Below are 23,683 nucleotides of genomic sequence, written 5' to 3'. Positions count from 1 at the left end.
CAATTTTAACTAAATAACTAAAAATTATCTTTTATGAAAAGAATGATTACGCTAGTTCTCTTCATTTACTGTGCGCTCTTTAGTCCTGTTTTCTCTCAGGTACAAGAATTTCAGGTAAGTGGAAAAGTGACTTCAAAATCTGATGGATTACCATTGCCCGGAGTTACTGTTACAGTTATGGGTACTACTACCGGCACCAGCACTGATGAAGCCGGAAAATTTTCTATACGGGTTCCAAAAGCCGGATCTGTATTAGAATTTAAACAACTGGGTATGGAAACCCAAACTTTTACAGTTAACAATTCAAATTCAATTAACATTTCTTTATTAGAAAGTTCCAGTGCTTTACAAGAAGTTGTGGTTGTAGGTTACGGAACTCAAAAGAAAAGTGTTGTAACCGGCGCTATATCTGGCGTTGATTCTAAAGACATCGAGAATCAGCAGATTAGCAGGGTTGAACAAGCTCTTCAGGGTCGGGCATCTGGCTTAACTGTTGCATCTAGCTCCGGTGCACCGGGCGCTTCTGCAACTGTACGTGTTAGAGGTACTACCACTTTAGGAAACAGTGATCCGTTATATGTTGTAGACGGAGTTGTTGTGGATGTTGGTGGTATTGATTACCTGAACCAAAATGACATTGAATCTATCCAGGTACTTAAAGATGCGGCATCTGCTGCAATTTATGGTGCAAGGGCAGCAAGCGGTGTAATCCTGGTAACTACCAAAAAAGGTAAATCAGGAAGCATGAATATTAATTATGCTGCCTATTACGGAACTCAGTCGCCGGTTAGAAGACTGGACATGTTAAATGCTACAGAGTATGCAACTTTAAGAAATGAAGCTTCTGTTGCCGGTGGTGGTGGTATTGTTTACGCAGATCCGCAATCATATGGTGAAGGTACAAACTGGCAGGATGCGCTTTTTAATGATAATGCAAAAATCCAGAATCACGAAATAAGCTTAAGTGGCGGAAATGAAAAATCTACCTATTATACTTCTTTTGGATATTTTGATCAGCAAGGTATTATTGCCAGCGACATATCAAATTATAACCGTTATAATATCCGTTTAAACTCAGCTCATAAAATTAAAGACTGGTTAAATGTGGGTCAGAACGTAGGTTATTCTCACATTAAATCTCAGGGAGGATTGGGAACAAACACTGAATTTGGCGGTCCGTTAAGTTCTGTGATCAACCTTGATCCTATCACTCCAATTGTTATTACTGATCCGGCTGTGGCAGGAGCTTCTCCATACAGTACACAGCGGGTAGTTCGCGATGCCAACGGAAATCCTTATGGAATTTCACAGGCGGTGGGACAGGAAATGACCAATCCTTTTGCTTATATCCAAACACAACTGGGCAATTACGGATGGTCTGATAATATAGTAGGAAACGTATACGCAGAAGTAGAGCCAATTAAAGGTTTAAAGTTCCGTTCAACTGTAGGAGCTAAACTTGCCTATTGGGGAGGTGAAAGTTTCAGACCATTGTATTATTTAAATCCTGCGCAGCAAAGTAGCCAAACTGCTTTTAACCGCGACAGAAACCAGGCATTTAACTGGAATCTTGAAAATACAGCATCCTATACTCAAACTATAGATAAACATAATTTTACTGTATTAGCCGGACAAGGAGCTTATCGAGATAACAATTCAAGCGGAGTATATCTTTCCTTTTCTAATATTGCTGCAAATTCATTTGATGAAGCATCTTTTAACCTGAAAGTTCCAACTGCAAACAGAACTTCTGATGCTTACGAAGGAATTAATCATACTGTAAGTTCATTATTTGGAAGGGTTATTTATGATTACGGGGAAAAATACCTTTTCACAGGTATCATCCGTAGAGATGGTTCATCCCGATTCGGTAGTAATAATAAATACGGTTATTTTCCTTCTGCTTCTGTTGGATGGGTACCTTCACGTGAAGATTTCTGGGTAGAAAATAACGTTGTAAATACGTTGAAAATCAGAGGTTCTTATGGTATTGTAGGAAATGATAACTTAGGTGATTTCCGTTATATTTCTACCGTAGGTGCAAACCGTAATTATGTTTTCGGCTATGATAATTACTACATTGGTTATAGTCCGGATGCTCCGGCAAATCCGGATTTGAAATGGGAAGAAACCAGCCAGTTAAATATTGGTTTAGATGCGATTCTGTTTCAGAATTTCAACTTCACGTTCGACTGGTACAATAAAAAAACAAGCGGAATTCTGCAAACTATTGCACTTCCGGGTTATGTAGGCTCAACCGGTTCTCCATGGGGTAATGTTGCCGATATGGAAAACAGAGGTCTTGAATTCGAACTTGGGTATCAGAAACAACTAGGTAAATTAAACCTGAACGTACGAAGCAATTTATCTTTCCTTCAAAATGAAGTAACTTATTTAGGAGAAGGAAAATCCTTTTTAGATGGCGGTGCCAACATCCAAAACAGCGCATATCCAATCACACGGATCGCTGTTGGCGAAGCTATTGGTTCGTTCTATGGCTTTCAATCTAATGGAATATTCCAGAATCAGGCAGAAATTAATGCCTATACAGGAGCTAATGGTTTAATTCAACCAAATGCAAAGCCTGGTGATTTCCGTTGGTCGGATATTAATTCAGATGGAAAAATAGATCAGGCAGATCGTACTTTCATTGGAGATCCTACTCCAAACATTACTTACGGATTTACAATGAATGCAAACTGGAAAAATCTTGATCTGTTAGTTTTCGGTCAGGGAGTTTCAGGAAATCAAATTTTTCAGGGACTTAGAAGATTAGATATTCCGAATGCAAACTGGCAGTCTAAAGCTTTAAACCGTTGGTCCGGAGAAGGATCATCCAATACTTATCCGAGGTTAACTACCAATGATGAAAACAGAAATTTCTCAAATCCTTCAGATTTCTTCTTAGAGGATGGAGCATATTTCCGGATTAAAACATTGCAACTGGGTTACACCTTACCATCTTCACTTACCAGCAAAGCAGGATTAAGCAAGGCTCGTATCTATGTAAGCAGCAATAACCTGGTTACATTTACAAAATACACCGGTTTTGATCCTGAAATTGGAACCGGAGGAAGTTACGGAATCGACAGAGGTATTTATCCTCAGTCCCGCTCCTTCCTGTTCGGTTTAAATGTTGGATTATAATTTAATGAATAAACAAATGAAAAGATTTAACATTCAAGCAATCACAGCTGTAACAGCCGGTTTGCTAATTATAACGGCCTGTCAAAAAGATTTCCTGGAAGTAGATCCCAAAGGCACACTTCTGGAATCCACCTATTACCAAAATCCGGATCAGGCTTTTGCCGGATTGGTTGCTGCTTATGATCCAATGGGATTTGAAACCGTAAATACCTACCATAATTTCGGTGCATTAAACAGTGCGTCTGATGATCACGTTGCCGGTGGTGGCGGATCAGCCGATATGGAAACCTGGCAGGTTTGGAGTAATTATACTTTAGATCCGTCAAAGGGTCCGCAGGGCGATTACTGGAACAGAAACTTTACAGGGGTTTCACGCACCAATGTGCTGTTGTCTAAAATCGAAACCGGAATTCCCGGTCTTGATGCAGCCACTACAAGCAGATATACTGCTGAAGCAAAATTCCTCCGGGCTTATTACTATTTTGATCTGGTAAGATTATTTAAAAATGTGCCGCTTTTTACCGCACCGGTTTCTACTGATGAAATATACAATGCAACACAGGTAGCCCCGGAACTGATTTATGCGCAGGTTGAAAAGGATTTGGCAGATGCTATTCCAAATCTTCCGCTTACAGTACCGGCTGCAATGGAAGGCGGACGTGTTACGCAGGGAACTGCTAAAGCCTTATTAGGTAAAGTGTTGCTTTACCAGAAAAAATGGACTGCCGCTGCTCAGCAATTTGCTGAAGTAAATGGAACTCCGGGCGGAACAAGCAAGTATGGTTATAAGTTGTTAACTAATTTTGCCGATATCTTCAAACCAAATAATAAATTTAACAGCGAATCAATTCTCGAAATTGTGAAAACTACACAGGCCAATTCAGATTGGGGAAGCTGGGGTAGATTTGAAGGAAACGTAGCTGTAACCATGTTTGGCCCACGGGGTTATTCAGGTCCTATTTATGTTTCCGGATGGAGTTTTAATCCGTTTCTTACTGATTTTGTAAACATCATGAAAAAGGATCCTCGTTATCCGTATACAGTTGCTGATGTAGATAGTCTTGAAAAAATCGGGAAAGCATCTTACGAAAAAGGATACTTAAACAGCGGTTATTTCATTGAAAAATTTGCACCAAAGCTTGAGTATCAATCAAAAGGAGGTGGAATTCCTGAATTAAACTGGCCGAACGATTATATCGAGATTCGTCTTGCGGATACCTATCTGATGGAAGCAGAAGCATTGGTTCAGGGAGGTGGTGATTTAGTTAGAGCTGCCGCTTTATTAAATGCAGTTCGCTCACGTGTGGGTTTGAATCCTACCACAGCAACTCTGGATAATATTTATTTAGAAAGACGTTTGGAACTGGCCTCAGAAGGACATCGCTGGTATGACCTGGTAAGAACCGGAAGAGCAGCCTCTGTTTTAGCCTCAAGAGGATTTAAAGCAGGTAAACACGAAATTCTTCCTGTTCCGCTTTCAGAATTAACAAACACTAAACTGGTTCAAAACCCTGGATATTAAATCTATAAAGTATTATGAAATCTATAATCAAAATTTCAAGATTATATTATCTGGTCGCTGCTTTCGCAGGATTATTACTCGCTTCATGCAGTCCGGAGGAATTTAATGGCTCTTTAGGGCCGGTCCCTACTTCAGATCTTGTGAAGTTTAGCGTGAAGCCGGATGCAAGCAATCCAAACGTAGTTTCATTTGTGAATGAAACTCCCGGAACTATAACAGCAGTTTGGGATCTGGGTAATGGCAATACCGGCGACGGCGGACAAATAAACGGATCGTATCCTTTAAAAGGAACGTACACCGTTAAATTAACCGTATTTACCAAAGGTGGTTATACCTCCAATACACAAACTATCACCATCGCACAAACAAATGTTGCAATGCTTAATCGCGATGATTATAACATGCTTACCGGCGGAGCAGCTGCTGCAAATGGTAAAACATGGCGTATTGAAGGGGAAACCAAAGGACATCTGGGTGTAGGTCCGGCTGGTGCTTCCACTCCTGAATGGTATCAGGCCGGTGCTAATGATAAAGCCGGCGAAGGTTACTATGATGACCGGGTAACTTTTAACCTGAATGGCTTTAAGTTTACCAATAACAATAATGGTAATACATTTTCTAACTGGGAATTTGTTGGAGATCTTGGCGGTACTGCATCCGGAAGCAATGATTTAACAGTTCCATATACTCCATCAGCCAATTCGGCCTGGAGTATTATTGAAGAAAATGGCAAAAAATTTCTTGTCATTTCCGGAGGTGGTTTCATAGGATATTATTCCGGATCAACCCGTTATGAAATCTTATCATTAACACAAGATGAATTGTACATAAAGGGCAATTCTAAAAAACCTTCTGATGCCTGGTGGCAGCGTTTGGTACGTGAAGGTTATACCAGACCTATTGAAGCCAAGCCGATAAAATCAGAAGACATATTTGATAATTTTGATGTGGATGGAAATGTAACATGGAAAAAAGAGACCCTGACTTTAAATGAAAGTTATGATAATCCGCTTCCGCTTCCCATCAATGCCTCTGCTAAAGCAGCTATGTATATAAAGCAGGAAGGACCAGGCTTTATGTTCGCAAATATGTTTGCAGATTTTAATTACAAGTTTGATCTGACTACACGCAATAAAATCACCCTAAAAGTGTACATCCCGGGTTCGAACGACTTTACAACTGCCGCCGGTGAATCATGGGCTAATCCAAGATTATTAAAGCAGGTTTCTGTAAAGTTGCAGGACGGAACATCTGCGCAGCCATGGTCTAACCAGGTGGAAGTTGTTCAGCAGGTTACTCAAACAGATCGCTGGGTAGAACTTACCTTCGACTTTAGCGGAGCTGTCAGCAGAAAAGATCTGGACAGACTTGTGATTCAAATTGGAGGTGAAGGCAATCACATTGCCGGTCTCTTCTATATTGATGATATTAAATTACAGTAATAAGATTTCTTTCTTAAGCTTGCCGGAAAATTTCCGGCAAGCTTAATTGATTTATTAAAATACAATATTTACCCCTTACTCTTACTTCCTGATAAGTTTAATTTCTTTCATGTACCATGAAAACTCAAACCACTATGATTCCTACTTTAATTGCGAGTTGTTGCATACTTCTGTTTAATTCCTGTTCCAAAAGCGATACTCCAAAAGCATCTATCCCACCCCCGGTTACCACAATTCCGGTTGATAAAGGATGGGTTTTCGAAGCCACTCCGGTTTGGGCTGATGAATTTGACTACGCCGGTTTGCCCAATTCAAGCAAATGGGGATATGATATTGGTGGTGATGGATGGGGAAATAACGAGCTCCAGTATTACACAAACAGCTTGAATAATATCGCTGTAGAAAATGGCATTATGACCATCACTGCACGTAAAGAAAACATGAATGGCCGCGAATATACTTCGGCAAGGCTTGTTTCAAAAGGAAAAGGAGATTTCCTTTACGGCCGCTTTGAAGTAAAGGCAAAATTACCTTCAGGCAAGGGCACCTGGCCTGCTATATGGATGCTTCCAACAGAATGGGCTTATGGCGGCTGGCCAAAGTCTGGAGAGATTGACATTATGGAACACGTTGGTTATGATCAGAATAAAGTTCATATCACCGTGCATACCGAAGCTTATAATCATTCCATTGGCACGCAAAAATCCGCTACAAAAATAATTCCCGGTGCAAGTACAGATTTTCATACCTACAGGGTTGACTGGACACCTTATTCGGTTAAAGGGTTTATAGACGGCGAACAAATATATCAGTTCGTAAATGAAGGAAAAGGCTCTGCCGTTTGGCCATTTGACAAAAAATTTCATCTTCTGCTTAATGTTGCTTTCGGTGGAAACTGGGGCGGTGCTCAGGGTGTAGATCCTGCAGTTTTACCGCAAAAAATGGAAGTTGATTACGTTCGTGTTTATAAAATGATCGAGAAATAAGGATTATATATGAATATATTGAGTTGGAGATTTTTAAATCTGATAGTTCTGGTACTGCTAATTGCAGGCTGCACAAAGAAAACAACGGGTGGTGATACTCCCCCGGTAAATCCTCCGAAACCGGAGCCTCTTAAAACGGATGTATTATTTTATCTCACAACCCCCGATCGATCTGTTTTATTCAGTAAGCAAAACACAAGCCTGCTCTTTTCAAGTACTGCGAACCCGCTTCCTACTATTGAAATTGATGAATCAAAATCTTTTCAAACTATTGAAGGTTTCGGCTATACCTTAACTGGAGGAAGTGCATCGCTCATAAACTCATTAAATAGCAGCGCCAAAGATGCATTATTAAAAGAACTGTTCTTAACTGATAGTACTCATATCGGTGTTAGTTACCTGCGTATTAGTATTGGAGCTTCTGATCTGAGTTCTGTTCCATTTACATACAATGACATGTCGGCTGGCCAAACCGACGAAACGCTTAAAACCTTTTCACTTGACCGTGAAAGAACCGAACTGATACCTGTTCTGAAGCAAATAATTGCACTAAATCCGGATATTAAAATTATGGGATCGCCATGGACCGCTCCTGCCTGGATGAAAACAAACGGCAGTTTTATCGGCGGCAAGCTGAAACCCGAATATTACACAGTGTATGCAAATTATCTTGTAAAGTATATCCTGGAAATGAAAAAGGAAGGGATTATAATTGATGCAATAACCCCTCAAAACGAACCATTGCATGGTGGGAATAATCCTAGTATGCTCATGCTGGCTAATGAACAGGCTGCCTTTATTAAAGATCATTTAGGGCCGGCATTCGAAGCAGCAACTATTAAAACGAAAATAATAATCTACGACCATAATGCCGATAAGCCGGATTACCCGATCTCTGTTTTGAATGATCCGCAGGCTAAAAAATATATAAGCGGTTCTGCATTTCATTTATACGGCGGTGATATCAGCGCCTTAAGTACGGTGCATAACGCTCATCCCGATAAGGGCATTTATTTTACTGAACAATGGGTTGGCGGACCAGGCAATTTTGGCGGAGACCTTCAATGGCATATAAGTAATCTGATTATTGGCGCAACCCGAAACTGGAGCCGTAATGTTTTGGAATGGAACCTGGCAGCCGATGCTAATTACCGTCCGCATACAAATGGAGGTTGTACCAACTGTCTTGGCGCCATCAGCATTGATAATAATTCTATAACCCGCAATGTTGCCTATTATATTATTGCACATGCTTCAAAATTTGCCCGGCCCGGTTCTGTGAGAATTGAATCAAACAATATAGCCTCTTTACAAAACGTAGCTTTCAGAAATCCGGAAGGTAAAAAAGTGCTTATTGTGCTTAATTCCGGTAATAGCTCACAAACGTTTAATATAAAATCAGGTGGCAAAATGGTGAGCACAACCCTATTAAGCGGTGCGGTTGGAACATACGTTTGGTAATTAATTTGAATTAAAAACCTTCTTTCTTCATAATGAGACATTCAGCAAAACTATCTATTGGCGTTATAGCATGTTTACTTATTTTCTTTAATATAATCAATGCACATGCGCAGGGCTTTTTAGATGTTAAAGGAAAATATATTGTAAATGATAAAGGCGAAAAAGTACTTCTGAGAGGAATGGGATTGGGCGGATGGATGCTTCAGGAGGGTTATATGCTTCGCTTTCCTAAAGAAGGACAACAGCATCGCATTAAAGCCAGCATAGAAGAGCTCATAGGAAAATATAAAACCAACGAGTTTTATGCTGCATGGCTAAATAATCATACCCGCAAAGCAGATATAGATTCAATGAAGGCTTGGGGTTTCAATTCGGTTAGATTGCCGATGCATTTTAACCTGTACACCTTAGCCATAGAAGAAGAACCGGTCAAGGGTCAAAATACCTGGAAGGAAGAAGGTTTTGCCATGACCGACAGTTTGCTGGAATGGTGTAAAGCAAATCAAATGTATCTTATTCTCGATTTGCATGCTGCGCCGGGTGGACAGGGAAATGACAACAATATCTCAGACCGCGATCCGAACAAAGTTTCGTTATGGGATAGCGAAGAGAATAAAAATAAAATGATTGCTTTGTGGCGCAAACTTGCAGAGCGATATGCCAATGAACCATGGATTGGCGCTTATGATATTATCAACGAGCCCAACTGGGGCTTTATGGATCCGGAGGATAAAAACGGGCTCAAAGAATCGCAGAATATACCCTTGAAAAAATTAATGGTCGATGTAACTAATGCCATCCGGGAAGTTGATAAAAAACATATTATCATCATAGAAGGAAATGGCTGGGGAAATAATTACAATGGAATTTTGCCGCCATGGGATGATAAAATGGTGGTTAGTTTCCATAAATACTGGAATTATAACAACCAGGCCTCAATACAGCATTTCTTAGACATCCGCGATAAATATAATGTCCCCGTTTGGTTAGGAGAAACAGGTGAAAATTCAAACGTATGGTTTAACCAAGCAATCAGCTTAATGGAACGTAATGAGATTGGATGGTGCTGGTGGCCGCTTAAAAAAATGGGCATTAACAATCCTCTGGAAATAAAAGTTACTGAAGATTATCAGCAATTATTAAATTTCTGGGCAGGAAAAGGTCCCAAACCATCTGCCGAAGCTGCGTCTAAAACCCTGATGCAAATGTCTGAAAACACCAAAATCGAAAATAACATAATTCATTATGATGTACTGGATGCCATGTTCAGACAGGTAAATAGTTCTGCGGCAATTCCATTTAAAAAACATATCACAGGCAGACTTATTCAGGCTGCAGATTTCGATCTGGGCCGAAGCAATGAAGCTTATTACGATACCGATTCTACAGAATATTATATTTCAACAGGCACCGACCGCACCGGCTGGAACATGGGCAAAGCATATCGAAACGAAGGTGTTGATATTTATCCCGATTCTATTGAAAACAATAGCTTTTATATAGGTAAAATTGAAGATGGAGAATGGCTGAATTATACTGTTTTCTCAACCGAAAATGGCTCTTATTCAATTAAATTTAACGTTGCATCGGATAAAAGCGGAGGAAAACTAACACTTAAGGCAAATGAAACTCCGGCAAAATTTGTTGAAATTCCCGATACCGGAGGATCACAAAAATGGCAGACGGTGAGTTTAAATAATATAATCCTGAATAAAGGAAACAACACAATTCGTATTTACATGGAGAAGGGCGGATTCAACTTGAAATCATTTCTCTTTTCAAAATAATCAACATGTTAAACAGTACTGCCAAACGACCGCTTATAATCATCCTTATGATCGGGATTTTAGTAGTAGCCCTGTCCCAATGTTCCGGATTTAAAGAAGATAGTATTGCTGATAATAGAGGCCCTGCATATGCTGATCCAAAAAGCTGTGTAAAATGCCACAGTACTAAAAAATCCTTTTCTGAAACAGCACATTTTCATACCTCCGCCGAACTGGGCAGCGATCTGAAAGAATTTCCAAAGGCAAATACCACATTCGCTTTTAGCGATAGTTTAAAAGTTGTGATCGAAGAGCGGGATAAGCGCATGTACCAGGTTGCGTATTTCAATAATAAAGAAATTAACGCTCACAGGTTTGATATTGCTTTCGGATCAGGTGAAAAAGCCAGAACTTATGCTTATTGGGAAGATAACAGCCTCTTTCAATTACCACTCAGTTATTACAAACCAATTAACAAATGGATCAACAGTCCCGGATTTCCTGTCGACCGTATATACGATAAACGAGCTATTTTAAGCCGCTGTTTTGAATGTCATGGCTCATTTGCGGAAACAAAAATCGTCAAAACCGGCAGTTTATCGGTATCAGAAGAAATTGTTAAAGGATCGGCCATATATGGAATTGATTGTCAGCGCTGCCATGGTGCGGCAGCAGAACATGTGAATTTTCATACCGATAATCCAACAACAAAAGTTCCGAAATACATTACTGAGATCAATAAATTATCGCGGCAGCAAAAAATTGATATGTGCGCTGTTTGCCATTCCGGAAATGATCAGTTAACGCAGAAAGCCACTTTTACATTTAGTCCCGGAGATACTCTTTCAAATTATTATTATCCCCAATACAGCAGGAACAAATCAGAACCCGATGTACACGGCAATCAATATGGAATGCTTTCATCAAGCGCTTGTTTTATTAAAAGTGATATGGATTGTTCATCCTGTCATAACACGCATGTAACGGAAAAAAATAACCCTGTTCTTTATTCTCAAAAATGCATGAACTGCCATAAGACAGGTGCTCATCCTGAGATTAAAGGACTTGGTGCAAGCGCTTTAAGTACAGATTGCATCGATTGCCATATGCCGGTAGCCTCATCCAAACTGATCACTTTTCAACTTGCCGGAAAAAACGTTAAAACGCCATACTTATTACGAAGCCATCGTATTGCTATATATCCGGCGGAGGCAGAGAAAATTCTTTCCTATTTAAAATTAAAATAATCTGTTAAAACAAAGAGCAGCATTATCCGTAATACCCTTTTCCTATCTTTCCAAAAAAAATGTTTCTGTGGAATTGATGAGTTTTTGACTATGAAAAGAATACAGTTTTTGTTTATTTTGCTGATGCTCTGTTTTCAGGCATATTCACAAAACTGTACGCTTAATGTTAGTATAAATTCTTCAAATAATACAATTTGTTCCGGCATACCGGTAAGCCTGGCAGCAGTGGCCAGCGGAGGAAGTTCTTACACATATTCATGGAATACCGGTGAAACCACTCCAACAATAAGTGTAAACAAAGCAGGAACATACGCAGTAACTGTTATTGATAACGCATCAGGTTGTTCTCCGGGAATTACGCAAATTGAAATTACCAGTGCTGCAATTCCTGATCCACCCACAGTTTCGGGCGCCACAATTTGTATCAATACCACAACAACTTTAACAGCAACTGCACCGGGAGGAACCTACCAATGGTATGATGCGCCAAGTGGTGGAAATCTTTTGTACACAGGCAGCAGCTATACTCCTCCTCTGCTTACAGGGCCTGCTACTTATTTTGTTGAAACTTCTGTATCCGGATGTCCCAGCAGCAGAACTCCTGTAACTATATTCATAGTACCGGGACCAACTGTTTCGGGAGCTACCGTTTGTGCGGGATCTATTGCCAACATCAGTGCCGCAGGTGGTACCTCATATGAATGGTTTGATACCGCTTCGGGCGGAAGCCCAATCGCAACAGGATCAACGTATACGACACCACCCATTTTTGAAAGCAGGCAATATTACGTTCAAGCAATTGTAAATGGCTGCCTGAGCAACCGTCTTCCTGTTCAGGTTGATGTCATTCCGGTTCCGGATGCTCCAACGGCTTCAGGACAAACTATCTGTTCCGGAGAGTCAACCAATTTAACCGCTACCGGTCCCGGAGGAATTTACAGATGGTTTGATGTGCCCGAGGGCGGAAATCCCCTGATCATAAGTCCTGATTTTTCAACCCCGGTATTAACAGCTACTAAAACCTATTATGTTGAAACCAGCTTAAACGGCTGCATAAGTAAAAGAACAGCGGTCATTGTAAGTGTAAACCCAATTCCGGAAGCCCCGATTTCTGAAGGATTAACGATTTGTGCTAACTCTACCGCAACACTTATGGCAAGCGGTTCTGCGGGCAGTTTTGAGTGGTTTAGTAAAGCCAGCGGAGGAACAGCAATAGGTACCGGGGCATCTTTTACTACTCCCCCTTTACTAAGCTCCGCGACTTATTACGTTCAATCGACTGTTAATGGATGTGTAAGTCCTAGAATAGAGGTAATAGTTACTGTTAATCCTGCAACAGCCAACCCGTATGCAGCCGGTGTTCTGATCTGCTCAGGTTCTAATGCAACTTTAACTGCAACATCTCCAGGCGGAACATTTGAATGGTTTGACGAATCATCAGGCGGGAATTTACTTAGCAGTGAGGCCGTCTTCGTAACGCCGGCGCTGAGCAGTGTAACCACTTATTATGTACAAAACACCATAAACGGATGTACTAGTTCACGAACTCCGGTTACGGTTTCTATACTTCCTGTTCCGGAAGCTCCAGCTGCCAGCGGAGTTAATATCTGCGCCGGCAATCAGGCATCTCTTTCAGCTACTTCATCAGGAGGAAAAATAGAATGGTATGATGCAGCAGTGGGCGGAAATCGCTTGATCTCAAATTCGCTTTTTATTACTCCTGTTCTGAATTCAAGTACAACTTATTATGTTCAAACTGTTTTAAACAATTGTGCCAGCAGCAGGACAGCGGTTATTGTTGTGGTAGACCCATTGCCTGCGGTACCAGACGTAACCGGCGCTACCGTTTGTTCCGGATTAACAGCCAGCTTAACCGCAACATCAGCAAGTGGTATTATTGAGTGGTATGATGCTGCGACCGGAGGTACTTTAGTTTCGACCGGCAACTCATTTATAACTCCAGCTTTAAACGCAAACAGAACGTACTATGTACAATCAATTTCGGCGAATTGCACAAGTGCCAGAGTTCCGGTTACAGCTTCAATTTATCCTAAGTTTAATCCGGAATTTAAATATTCTTCAGGGACCTTTTGCAGTACAGCACCTAATGCAATCCCTCTGATAAATAATCCTGCGGGAGGAACTTTTTCTGCCTCTCCGGCGGGATTGCAATTTGTCAATACGTCTACAGGTGAGATTAATATTAGTGCCAGCATCCCCCAAACGTATGTTATCACCTTTAAAAATAATGGCCCTTGCGGAGAGGAAAGCAGCGCAACTCTAACAATAACTACCTTACTGGATGCCAGTTTTTCTTTTAACAATTCCTATTGTCCTGCCGAACCAAATCCGCGTCCCTTTTTTCCTGGTTCAGGTAGTGCGGGTTCCTTTAGTGCCAGCCCCGCAGGCTTAGTTTTCGTGAATACCAGTACCGGCGAAATTGATTTAAAAGCGAGTCAGTCCGGAAATTATACAATTACTAACACCATTGAAGCTAGCGGTACTTGTGGGGGAGATCAGAAAACTGCACTAGTCACAATCGATATTTTACCCGCTGTAAATGCCGGTCCTGATCAAATAGTTCCGGCAGGAAACAGTGCCACCTTAGCAGGTACTACAAGTAATACCGAAAGTTTTTTATGGACGGGAGGATTGGGAACTTTTTCAAATCCTGCATTACTAAATACTACTTACACCCCTGCAGCCGGTGAGACATCTGTTGTATTAACATTAACAAGCAATGATCCGGCGGGAAGTTGCGGACCCCAAACTGATAATGTCATAATTAATTTCAATGCTATCCCTCCCGCACCCACATCCTCAGACCAAACTATTTGCTCCGGCAATTCGGCCACACTTACAGCAGTTCCAGCCGGAGGTTCATATGCATGGTTCGATTCACCGGAAGATGGTAATTTACTTGGCAGAGGAGCAATTTTTAACACTCCTCCTTTAATAAGTAACACCTCATATTATGTTCAAAGTACATTAAACGGTTTAACAAGTGCACGAAAAGAAGTTAAAGTTATTGTAAATTCTATTCCTCCGCCACCAATAAGCGTTAGTACGAATATCTGTACCGGATCTGCAGCAAATTTAGCTGCCAGTGGTTCAACAGGTACATATCAATGGTTTGATGCCGCAAGCGGAGGAAATCTGCTGGCCAATACAGCTAATTTTACTACACCGGTATTAAGCAGTAATATTTCTTATTATGTTCAAACTATCGTAAATGAGTGTGTAAGCGACCGGACCGAAGTACAGGTAACGGTTAACCCATCACCTATAATAACAAGTGCTTCAATAGCTGATTTGTGCAGCAATTCTCCACAGAATTATGAAATTACATCTAACATTCCAGGCAGTTCTTTTAACTGGAGTCGTGCAACAGTCGATGGCATCAGTCAGCCGGGAGTTTCAAATCAAACATCAAACAATATCAATGAAACATTAACAAACACAAGTGCTGATCCCCTTGAAGTTAACTATATCATTATCCCGGAAAGTAATGGCTGTACAGGTACACCGTTTACTTACACACTTACGGTAAATCCAGTTCCGCAACCTCTTAATCTTTCGAGGGATACTATTTGTAATGGAGAGGCATCCAATTTTGCGGTGGAGTTTAACATACCCGAAACGATTTTTTTCTGGAGCAGAAATGCCGTTGAAGGAATCGGAAATCCGTCAATTTCAAATCAAATATCAAGCACAATTAAAGAGAATTTATATAACATAACTGATCGGCCGGTTGATGTCATTTATAATTTTTATTCACGCACCAGCGATTGTGAAGCTTCCGTATTTAATTACACAGTAACCGTTAATCCTTCGGCTTTGGTAACGAGTGCTCCTTTTAGTACCATTTGCAGCAGCGAAGATCTGAATTACAGTATTACTTCAAATATCCCTTCAGCTAGTTTTACATGGAGCAGACCGGCTATTGCCGATATAAGTAATCCGGCAGTATCAGACCAAAATTCATCAACTATTAATGAAAATTTATTAAATACCGGAGCGGCAGGTGTCTATGTTTCATATATTATTACTCCGTTTGTAAATGGCTGCGCAGGAATTCCGTTTACATATGTGGTGCATGTAAAACCAAGTCCGGTTATTCCTCCGATAAACAGTAATTCGCCGGTTTGCATTGGAAATTCCATCCAATTGATGAGTCTTTCCGTTACCGGAGCTACTTACACATGGAATGGGCCCGACAATTTTATATCCACCGAGCAAAATCCATTAATCAGTAGTGTGAGTCAGCGTAATGCCGGAACTTACACGTTAACCATGGAAGTTGACGGCTGTAAAAGCACTGCATCTATACCTGTAGAAGTAAATGAATTTCCTGTAGCCAATGCCGGAAGAAATCAGAGCGTTTGTATCAGTACAGACTCGGTAAGTTTGGCGGGTAGAATAAGCGGTGGCACCACAACCGGCGTTTGGACCAGCAGCGGAACCGGATTATTTTATCCTATAAATAACTTCTTAAATGCAAAGTATATTCCATCTGCAGAAGACAAGGCAGCCGGATCGGTGATCATGACTTTAACCTCAACAAGTAACGATGATTGTATTCCATCAGTTTCTACCATGAGAATCAACTTTCAGGATGTGCCGCTTGTAAGTGCCGGACAAGATCTGGAAGTTTGCGCTCAGGATGAAAACGTTAAACTGAATGGACAGGTAAATTTATCAGGTGCCGGAGTATGGAGCAGTTCAGGTTACGGAACTTTTAGCCCTTCAGAAAATGATTTAAAGGCAGTTTACATTCCTTCTCCTTCTGATGTGGAAAATGGTTCGGTTATCCTCACACTAAGCTCCAATATAAACAGTAGCTGCGATGTAGTTCAGGATGAACTTACAATCAGGTTTATTCCGCCACCAACAGTGGATGCAGGTGAAGATAAAATATTACTGAGAAACACTTCTTATACTTTAAATCCGACAGTTAATGAAACTGATGTACAGTATAGATGGTCGCCGAATATCAACATTAGTAATGCTAATATTAAAAATCCGGTAATAACTGCCAACGAAGAAATTACCTACACATTAACCGTTACAGATAAAAGAGGTTGTGTCACTGAAGATCAGATAAAGATTGAAGTGCTGGAGGCCTTAAAAATCTCGAATACATTTACACCTAACGGCGATGGCTTTAACGATTTCTGGGTTATTAAGGAACTGGTAGATTATCCGGATGTAAAAGTCAGCATATTTAACCGTTACGGCGAAAAAGTTTATTATTCTGACGGCTACGCCATTCCCTGGAATGGTACCAGAAATGGAGAAAACCTTCCGGTTGGAACGTATTATTACATCATTCAAACCCAACTGGAGGGAATGAAATTTTCAGGAAGTATTACCATTCTGCGTTAATTAGTATTTAAAAAACCTGTTTCTAAATACTGATTTCAATGCAATCTTATTGTAATTTGCACCATTTGGCAGCTCTTTTCTAAAATGATATATTTGCCGCAATAAAAACTGCATCTGTTCACTCTTTACCTACACCGCCTTAGATCCTGTTTTTCTTCCTGCGGAAGGCTTACACACAATGAAGAGCCTGATTTTAGAGCAATTTTTTAACATTTATTTATTAACCGGATTATCCTCCGGTCTCAAATTACTTTTATGATCAATCGTTCTGAAATTGACAGACGAAAAACATTCGCGATTATTAGTCACCCGGATGCCGGTAAAACCACCCTGACAGAGAAATTACTTTTGTTTGGTGGTGCCATCAATACTGCCGGTGCGGTAAAACGAAATAAGATAAACCAAACCTCTAAATCCGATTTCATGGAAATCGAAAAGCAGAGAGGTATATCCGTTGCAACTTCAGTAATGGCATTTAATTATGGCGATAAACGCATTAATATTTTAGATACTCCTGGTCACAAGGATTTTGCTGAAGATACTTACAGAACGCTTACTGCGGTGGATAGTGTAATCCTGGTGATTGACTCGGTTAAAGGTGTAGAAGAGCAAACTCAAAAATTAATGGAGGTTTGCCGGATGAGAAACACTCCGGTTATTATTTTTATTAATAAAATGGACCGGGAGGGTAAAGATGTTTACGACATTATGGAAGAAATCGAGAATATTCTTAAAATATCGGTTACTCCCCTAACCTGGCCTATCGGTCAGGGTCATTCATTTAAAGGTGTTTATGATATTTACAATGAGGAATTAAATCTTTTTGAACCAAACAAAACAAAAATTTCTGAACCTAAAATAAAGGTAAAAAATCTGGAAGTAAGCTCCTTATCAGAATTTCTTCCAATACCTTTAATTAATCACTTGCGTGATGACATAGAATTAGTGAAAGGTGTTTTTGATCCGTACAATACAGAACTTTATAATGAAGGACTGCTTGCCCCCGTATTTTTCGGAAGTGCTATCAATAACTTTGGAGTAAGCGAATTACTGGAAACATTTATCAATATTGCTCCCAGCCCTTCGAGTCATGAGGCCGTAGAGCGAACCGTTTTTGCTGATGAAGATACTTTTACCGGATTTGTATTTAAAATTCACGCAAATCTTGATCCCAAGCACCGTGACCGGATCGCTTTTCTAAGAATCTGCTCCGGAAACTTCGAACGTCATAAATTCTACTATCACAGCAGACTGGATAAAAAACTGCGTTTCAGTAACCCTCTTGATTTTATGGCCAATGAAAAAAATATCATTGAGACCGCATGGCCGGGTGATGTAATTGGTTTGTATGACAGTGGCAACTTTAAAATCGGAGATACAATTACTGAAGGTGAACCTTTACATTTTAAAGGAATTCCAAGCTTTTCTCCCGAGATATTTAAAGAAATGGAAAACAAAGATCCATTTAAAGCCAAACAGCTCGAAAAAGGTATTCGTCAGTTAACAGAAGAAGGTCTGGCGCAGCTTTTCATTCAGCAGCCGGGAAATCGAAAAATCATCGGAACTGTCGGAGAACTTCAGTTTGAAGTTATCAGTTTCAGACTGGAACACGAGTACGGCGCAAAATGTGATTTCAGACCATTGAATATCCATAAAGCTACATGGGTAACCGCACAATCCAAAAAAGAACTGGAAAATTTCGCTCAGCGCCGCTCCTCTTATGTGGCCCGCGATAAAGAAAACAGGCTGGTATTTTTAGCTTCAAACGACTGGGATCTGCAATCAACAAGAACTACTTTCCCGGAACTCGATTTTCATTTTACATCAGAATTAGAGAATCAGAAAAACAAAACTGTAAAGTAGCAAACAGATCTTTTAAAAAATTCTAAAAGGCTTTTATCCTTTATATTCAGGAATACCCGATTTTGACTTATGAGCCAGATCGGGTATTTTATTTTCATTAATTTTATTAGAAGGGTTCACTTAAGATTGTATTCACAAACCATATGCTTGCGTAACAATTGTTACCAATCTGATCCTAAAATTTTCCAAGATTTGAACTTATCAGAATAGTACTCAAACTATGGAAATAAAACTGGGACTGAAGGAAAACTGGAAACAGTTTACCATTCTGGTAATAATAAATGGATTTGTTGGAGGAATGATTGGTTTAGAAAGGACCATTTTGCCCCAGCTTGCTGAGCAGGAATTTGCAATGCTGGCAAAATCTGCAATCCTCTCCTTTATTGTTGTTTTTGGATTTACTAAAGCCATCACCAATTATTTTGCCGGAACACTTGCCAACAAAGTCGGAAGGAAAAATCTGCTTATTTACGGCTGGATTATCGCTCTTCCGGTTCCATTTCTGCTCATGTTTGGACCTACCTGGAACTGGATTATTCTGGCTAATATTTTATTGGGAATAAACCAGGGCTTAACATGGTCTTCAACAGTTGTAATGAAAATAGATCTGGTTGGAGAAAAAGACCGCGGCTTTGCCATGGGATTAAACGAGTTTGCGGGTTATTTAGCGGTTGCTTTAGTTGCATTACTGAGCGGATATATTGCCGGTACCTGCGGTCTAAGACCTTACCCTTTTATGATTGGAATAGGATTATCGGTTTTAGGATTACTGGCCACGATATTTCTTGTGAATGACACCCGTAAATTTGTTAGCAGCGAAAGCAATATCTCTCACATAAATCCACTTAAAAATATATTTCTGGACACTTCATTCAGGCATCCAAATCTATCTTCCATTAGTCAGGCCGGATTAATTAATAACCTTAATGATGGAATGATCTGGGGTCTGTTCCCGGTTTTATTAGCAAGCAAAGGATACAGTTTAGCAGAAATAGGCATTACTGTTGCCATTTACCCCGCCGTTTGGGGAATAGGGCAATTATTTACGGGCAAACTTGCCGACTTGATTTGCAAGAAAAAATTATTATTCTGGGGTATGCTGTTGCAGGGAATCGCAATCATTTTATTGGTTTATGCCTCCTCACAAATACACTATGCGTTAATTTCGGTGATTTTAGGCCTGGGAACCGCGGTTGTTTACCCGGCTTTTTTGGCCGCTATCGCGGATGATACTCATCCTGATCAAAGAGCAGAAAGCATCGGAATATTCAGATTGTGGCGTGATTCAGGTTATGCTTTCGGAGCAATCATTTCAGGCATTCTGGCAGATTCTCTGGGCATTAACTTTGCAATTGGGAGTATTGGGTTTTTGACCGTATTTTCAGCTATAGTAATCCAAATTCGCATGCGCTGCGGAATTATTAGTTTTAATTGTGCTTCAAAACTAAAACCAATGGTTGCTGCTCAATAAACTTAAGAATTTTTAAACTAACTTCAGACCCTTCCCGGGAAAAATTATACTTAATTTTAAGAGTACCTGATTTCTGTAATAATTAAAATTAAATGGATACGACACATCAACTGATTGCTTTATGGATAGAAGGCAGAACCCGGTTTTCCAATCAGCTAAATACTATTTCTGAGGCCGATTTACCTAAAACTCTTGCTCCGGCTCCAAATTCAGCGGGCTTTCTCATTCGCCATATCGGAGATGTAGAACTACTCTTTGCTAAAAATGTATTTAACGCTTTGGAGGTACAGGTTCATGCTCAAACAGTGATTTCTCAAAAAGACACCGGCCAATGGACCAATCTGCAGGATTTACTGAATTATGTGCAAAAATCATATGATGTTCTGAAAAACAGCATTCTGATGCAACCCCAAAACTCATGGGAGGAAATTATAACAACCAAAGAGTTTGGTACAAAAACCAAAATAGAAACCTTGGGCCGCATTACTACTCACACGGCTTATCATGCCGGGCAACTGGCGCTCATTGTAAAATACGGGCTAAAAGAACTCAGTATCTGAAACTTTTACCTATTTATATTCAGCACTTAGGTAGTTGTAATTAATTCTGTAATTAAACTTTTTAAACAAGTTATATTAATGAGGAATAAAAATATTCAGACCGAAATAGATGCAAGTTATTTGTACGATAAGCTTGCCGGGCATGAAGAAGATCCAACTATCGCCCATGTGTTTAGTCAGATGAGCGATATTGAAAAAGGTCATGCCGAAGCCTTTGCCAGGAAAGAAAACATCAGTTTAGAAAATTTAATGCAGCCCTCATGGAGAGCAAAAACCCTGAATTTTATTGGTAAAACGTTTGGATATGATTATGTTCTTGGTGTGTTAATGGATACCGAAAAAAGCATTTCTAATGCCATAATCAGTACAAAGCAAAAAAACAAACTCGCTATAACGGGCACTGAAACCACACACGTAAAAATTCTCCGCTCCATTCTTGAAAAAGAAGAAAAAGTAACGGGAATACAGCTTTCGAAATTTGAATCCCGGCATCGCTCTGTTGGAGGTAATGCTATCAGAGCGGCAGTTTTGGGAGGGAATGATGGACTGGTTTCCAATTTCAGTTTGGTGATGGGAATTGCCGGAGCAACTTCGGGCCAGGAAGGAGTTTTGCTGGCCGGAGTAGCAGGTTTATTAGCCGGTGCATTGTCTATGTCATTGGGAGAATGGATTTCGGTAAAAAGTTCGCAGGAGCTTTATGAAAACCAGATGCAGATAGAAATGGAAGAGCTGGAAACCAATCCCGAAGGAGAAATGAAAGAACTTGCCTTAATTTATATTGCCAAAGGTATTCCCACTGATCAGGCACATCAAATGGCTGCCGAAATCATGAAAGATACAACTACCGCACACGAAATCTTAGTAAGAGAGGAATTGGGAATTAATCCCGAGGAACTTAAGGGTTCAGCCCTTGAAGCCGCAGTTTATTCTTTTATTTTATTTGCCATTGGCGCTGTTATACCTGTAATACCTTTCATGTTTACCACAGGAATAAAAGCCGTTCTTATAAGTGTTGCCATAAGTGCGGCGGGGCTTTTTATAATCGGCGCTGCTATTACTTTATTCACCGGAAAGAATGTGTGGTTTTCAGGTTTCCGACAAGTTATATTCGGTCTGGCAGCAGCAGCAATTACTTTTGGAATTGGTAAACTAATTGGTGTTTCACTCAGCTAAGAAATCTGTAATTCAATCATTTATCTTCGTGATTTCTATCAGAGTTTAGTAAATGTGCTGGCTATAACTTTGATAAAAAAAATCATGGATCAAACGCATATTCACTTATTAATAACTCATCTTCCTATTTTCGGTTCGATCTTAGGCGGATTAGTTCTGGCCTATGGACTTTGGGTTAAAAGCAACCATACAAAAATTGCTTCCTATATTTTGCTCATCATTTCAGCTATGGGAGCGGGTATCTCCTACCTAACCGGTGAAGAAGCTGAAGAAACTGTCGAGAGACTTCAGGGGGTTTCAGAAAGTATAATTAAACAGCATGAGGATTTTGCATTATATGCTTTAATCGGGCTGGGTATAACCGGTTTCTTTTCATTAATATCAATGTATCTTACTGCAATCAATAGCTTATTAACAGAACGGCAGCGATAATCACATTAATAATAACATTGATAAGTTTTGGTCTGGTGGCCAGAACGGGTTACCTTGGCGGGCAGATAAGACATTCTGAAATAAGAAGTGGTGTACTAAATGAAACAAATAATCAGGATTATAACGATGATAATGATTAATTATTTATGATGCTGTGACCTCAAATCTTCTGCAATTTTTTTACATCCAAAAATTTTCTAAACCCGCTAAAATTACCATGATAATGATTTCCGGCAATGTAACTTTTGTAACCAATAAGAACTTTAACTTAGGTGACATTTGCATCCATACTAATTAAGAAATTAAATGGAAATTTTAGGTTTTATTCTGGCTGCAATTGTAGGTGTATCATTAGGATTAATAGGAAGCGGAGGTTCTATTTTAACAGTACCTATCCTGGTTTATATTATGGGAATTGATCCGGTTCTGGCTACTGCTTATTCCTTATTTATTGTAGGCTCTACCGCGTTAGTTGGCGGGGTACAAAGTGCAATACAAAAGCGGGTTGATTTTAAAACCGTTTTAATCTTTGGAATTCCTTCAATTGCCGCAGTTTATGCTACGCGAATGTGGCTGGTGCCGATGATTCCTCAGGAACTTTTCTCTATTGGCTCACTCGTTATTACCAAGTCTATTGCATTAATGCTGCTTTTCGCTGTCGTAATGATCCTTGCTTCGGTAAGTATGATCAGGCCGGGAACTACCAAAGAAGCAGATGAAAATACACCAATCACTTATAATTACCCGATGATCTTATTGGAAGGAACGTTGGTTGGTATGCTTACAGGATTAGTAGGCGCCGGCGGCGGATTCCTGATTATTCCGGCTTTGGTAATACTGGCAAGAATGCCTATGAAACTGGCTGTGGGAACTTCCCTTTTTATTATCGCCGTAAAATCATTAATCGGTTTTACCGGAGATTTACAGGGAGCTCAGGTAATAGACTGGAAATTATTAGGCGGTTTTACTGCTTTTGCCGTAATCGGCATATTTATAGGAATTGTATTGTCAAAGAAAATATCGGGTGATAAACTTAAAAAATCATTTGGATGGTTTGTTTTAATAATGGGAATCTACATTATTGTGAAAGAAATATTTTTTCCTTCAATCGGAGGACATTAAAAATAATTACACATAAAATTTTAAAAGCGAACTTGATTTAAGCCTGAAAAATTTGATACAAACCGCCATTTCAATGCAACTAATGTTACCATATTCAGCAAAAAAT

14 protein-coding genes are annotated in these 23,683 nt (G+C 39.9%); all 14 read left to right on the top strand.

What is annotated here, in order from left to right:
- Positions 1-33: 33 nt before the first annotated feature.
- The 14 genes from G521_RS0115250 to G521_RS0115175 all read left to right on the top strand — a co-directional run bounded on the left by G521_RS0115250 (position 34) and on the right by G521_RS0115175 (position 23,577).
- Positions 34-3,147, top strand: coding sequence for a SusC/RagA family TonB-linked outer membrane protein (locus tag G521_RS0115250; protein ID WP_026899290.1), 3,114 nt, complete (start codon positions 34-36; stop codon positions 3,145-3,147).
- Between the two features lie 16 nt (positions 3,148-3,163).
- Entirely contained in the window at positions 3,164-4,669 is a 1,506-nt protein-coding gene (locus G521_RS0115245) for a RagB/SusD family nutrient uptake outer membrane protein (RefSeq protein WP_026899289.1), read from the top strand.
- 14 nt (positions 4,670-4,683) lie between these two features.
- A complete protein-coding gene (locus tag G521_RS17925; protein WP_026899288.1) occupies positions 4,684-6,111 on the top strand; it encodes a PKD domain-containing protein in 1,428 nt (475 codons plus the stop codon).
- Positions 6,112-6,227: 116 nt separating this feature from the next.
- Entirely contained in the window at positions 6,228-7,097 is an 870-nt protein-coding gene (locus G521_RS0115235; protein ID WP_051189792.1) for a glycoside hydrolase family 16 protein, read from the top strand.
- A gap of 9 nt (positions 7,098-7,106) precedes the next feature.
- Complete coding sequence (locus G521_RS0115230; RefSeq protein ID WP_026899286.1) at positions 7,107-8,558, top strand: glycoside hydrolase family 30 protein; 1,452 nt, start codon at positions 7,107-7,109, stop codon at positions 8,556-8,558.
- 32 nt (positions 8,559-8,590) lie between these two features.
- Positions 8,591-10,345 carry a cellulase family glycosylhydrolase gene (locus G521_RS0115225; protein WP_026899285.1) on the top strand — a complete coding sequence of 585 codons (1,755 nt, stop codon included), beginning with the start codon at positions 8,591-8,593 and terminating at the stop codon, positions 10,343-10,345.
- Between the two features lie 5 nt (positions 10,346-10,350).
- Positions 10,351-11,571, top strand: coding sequence for a cytochrome c3 family protein (locus G521_RS17470; protein ID WP_051189791.1), 1,221 nt, complete (start codon positions 10,351-10,353; stop codon positions 11,569-11,571).
- A gap of 90 nt (positions 11,572-11,661) precedes the next feature.
- Positions 11,662-16,956 (top strand): Ig-like domain-containing protein, encoded by a 5,295-nt coding sequence (locus tag G521_RS0115215; RefSeq protein ID WP_026899284.1) that lies wholly within the window; start codon positions 11,662-11,664, stop codon positions 16,954-16,956.
- Between the two features lie 255 nt (positions 16,957-17,211).
- Complete coding sequence (locus G521_RS0115205; protein WP_026899283.1) at positions 17,212-18,819, top strand: peptide chain release factor 3; 1,608 nt, start codon at positions 17,212-17,214, stop codon at positions 18,817-18,819.
- Positions 18,820-19,039: 220 nt separating this feature from the next.
- Positions 19,040-20,290 carry an MFS transporter gene (locus G521_RS17465; protein WP_051189790.1) on the top strand — a complete coding sequence of 417 codons (1,251 nt, stop codon included), beginning with the start codon at positions 19,040-19,042 and terminating at the stop codon, positions 20,288-20,290.
- Between the two features lie 92 nt (positions 20,291-20,382).
- Positions 20,383-20,850, top strand: coding sequence for a DinB family protein (locus tag G521_RS0115195; RefSeq protein ID WP_026899282.1), 468 nt, complete (start codon positions 20,383-20,385; stop codon positions 20,848-20,850).
- A gap of 78 nt (positions 20,851-20,928) precedes the next feature.
- The gene (locus tag G521_RS0115190) at positions 20,929-22,023 is read left to right on the top strand and encodes a VIT1/CCC1 transporter family protein (protein WP_026899281.1); all 1,095 of its coding nucleotides are present in this window, start codon (positions 20,929-20,931) and stop codon (positions 22,021-22,023) included.
- Positions 22,024-22,107: 84 nt separating this feature from the next.
- On the top strand, positions 22,108-22,455 hold the full coding sequence (locus G521_RS0115185; RefSeq protein WP_026899280.1) for a hypothetical protein: 348 nt from the start codon (positions 22,108-22,110) through the stop codon (positions 22,453-22,455).
- Between the two features lie 306 nt (positions 22,456-22,761).
- Entirely contained in the window at positions 22,762-23,577 is an 816-nt protein-coding gene (locus G521_RS0115175; RefSeq protein ID WP_026899279.1) for a sulfite exporter TauE/SafE family protein, read from the top strand.
- Positions 23,578-23,683 lie beyond the last annotated feature (106 nt).

This window comes from Daejeonella oryzae DSM 19973 (assembly GCF_000422945.1).
Classification (GTDB): Bacteria; Bacteroidota; Bacteroidia; order Sphingobacteriales; family Sphingobacteriaceae; genus Daejeonella; species Daejeonella oryzae.
Note: the sequence above shows the minus strand (reverse complement) of the source record. Positions and strands in the feature narration are given on the sequence as shown.

Bases quoted from the DNA above. Each gene is read 5' to 3' on its own strand.
- G521_RS0115195 (WP_026899282.1), top strand. From the start codon at position 20,383: ATGGATACGACACATCAACTGATTGCTTTATGGATAGAAGGCAGAACC.
- G521_RS0115185 (WP_026899280.1), top strand. From the start codon at position 22,108: ATGGATCAAACGCATATTCACTTATTAATAACTCATCTTCCTATTTTC.
- G521_RS0115250 (WP_026899290.1), top strand. From the start codon at position 34: ATGAAAAGAATGATTACGCTAGTTCTCTTCATTTACTGTGCGCTCTTT.
- G521_RS0115205 (WP_026899283.1), top strand. From the start codon at position 17,212: ATGATCAATCGTTCTGAAATTGACAGACGAAAAACATTCGCGATTATT.
- G521_RS0115190 (WP_026899281.1), top strand. From the start codon at position 20,929: ATGAGGAATAAAAATATTCAGACCGAAATAGATGCAAGTTATTTGTAC.
- G521_RS0115225 (WP_026899285.1), top strand. From the start codon at position 8,591: ATGAGACATTCAGCAAAACTATCTATTGGCGTTATAGCATGTTTACTT.
- G521_RS0115235 (WP_051189792.1), top strand. From the start codon at position 6,228: ATGAAAACTCAAACCACTATGATTCCTACTTTAATTGCGAGTTGTTGC.
- G521_RS0115215 (WP_026899284.1), top strand. From the start codon at position 11,662: ATGAAAAGAATACAGTTTTTGTTTATTTTGCTGATGCTCTGTTTTCAG.
- G521_RS0115230 (WP_026899286.1), top strand. From the start codon at position 7,107: ATGAATATATTGAGTTGGAGATTTTTAAATCTGATAGTTCTGGTACTG.
- G521_RS0115245 (WP_026899289.1), top strand. From the start codon at position 3,164: ATGAAAAGATTTAACATTCAAGCAATCACAGCTGTAACAGCCGGTTTG.
- G521_RS0115175 (WP_026899279.1), top strand. From the start codon at position 22,762: ATGGAAATTTTAGGTTTTATTCTGGCTGCAATTGTAGGTGTATCATTA.
- G521_RS17470 (WP_051189791.1), top strand. From the start codon at position 10,351: ATGTTAAACAGTACTGCCAAACGACCGCTTATAATCATCCTTATGATC.
- G521_RS17465 (WP_051189790.1), top strand. From the start codon at position 19,040: ATGGAAATAAAACTGGGACTGAAGGAAAACTGGAAACAGTTTACCATT.
- G521_RS17925 (WP_026899288.1), top strand. From the start codon at position 4,684: ATGAAATCTATAATCAAAATTTCAAGATTATATTATCTGGTCGCTGCT.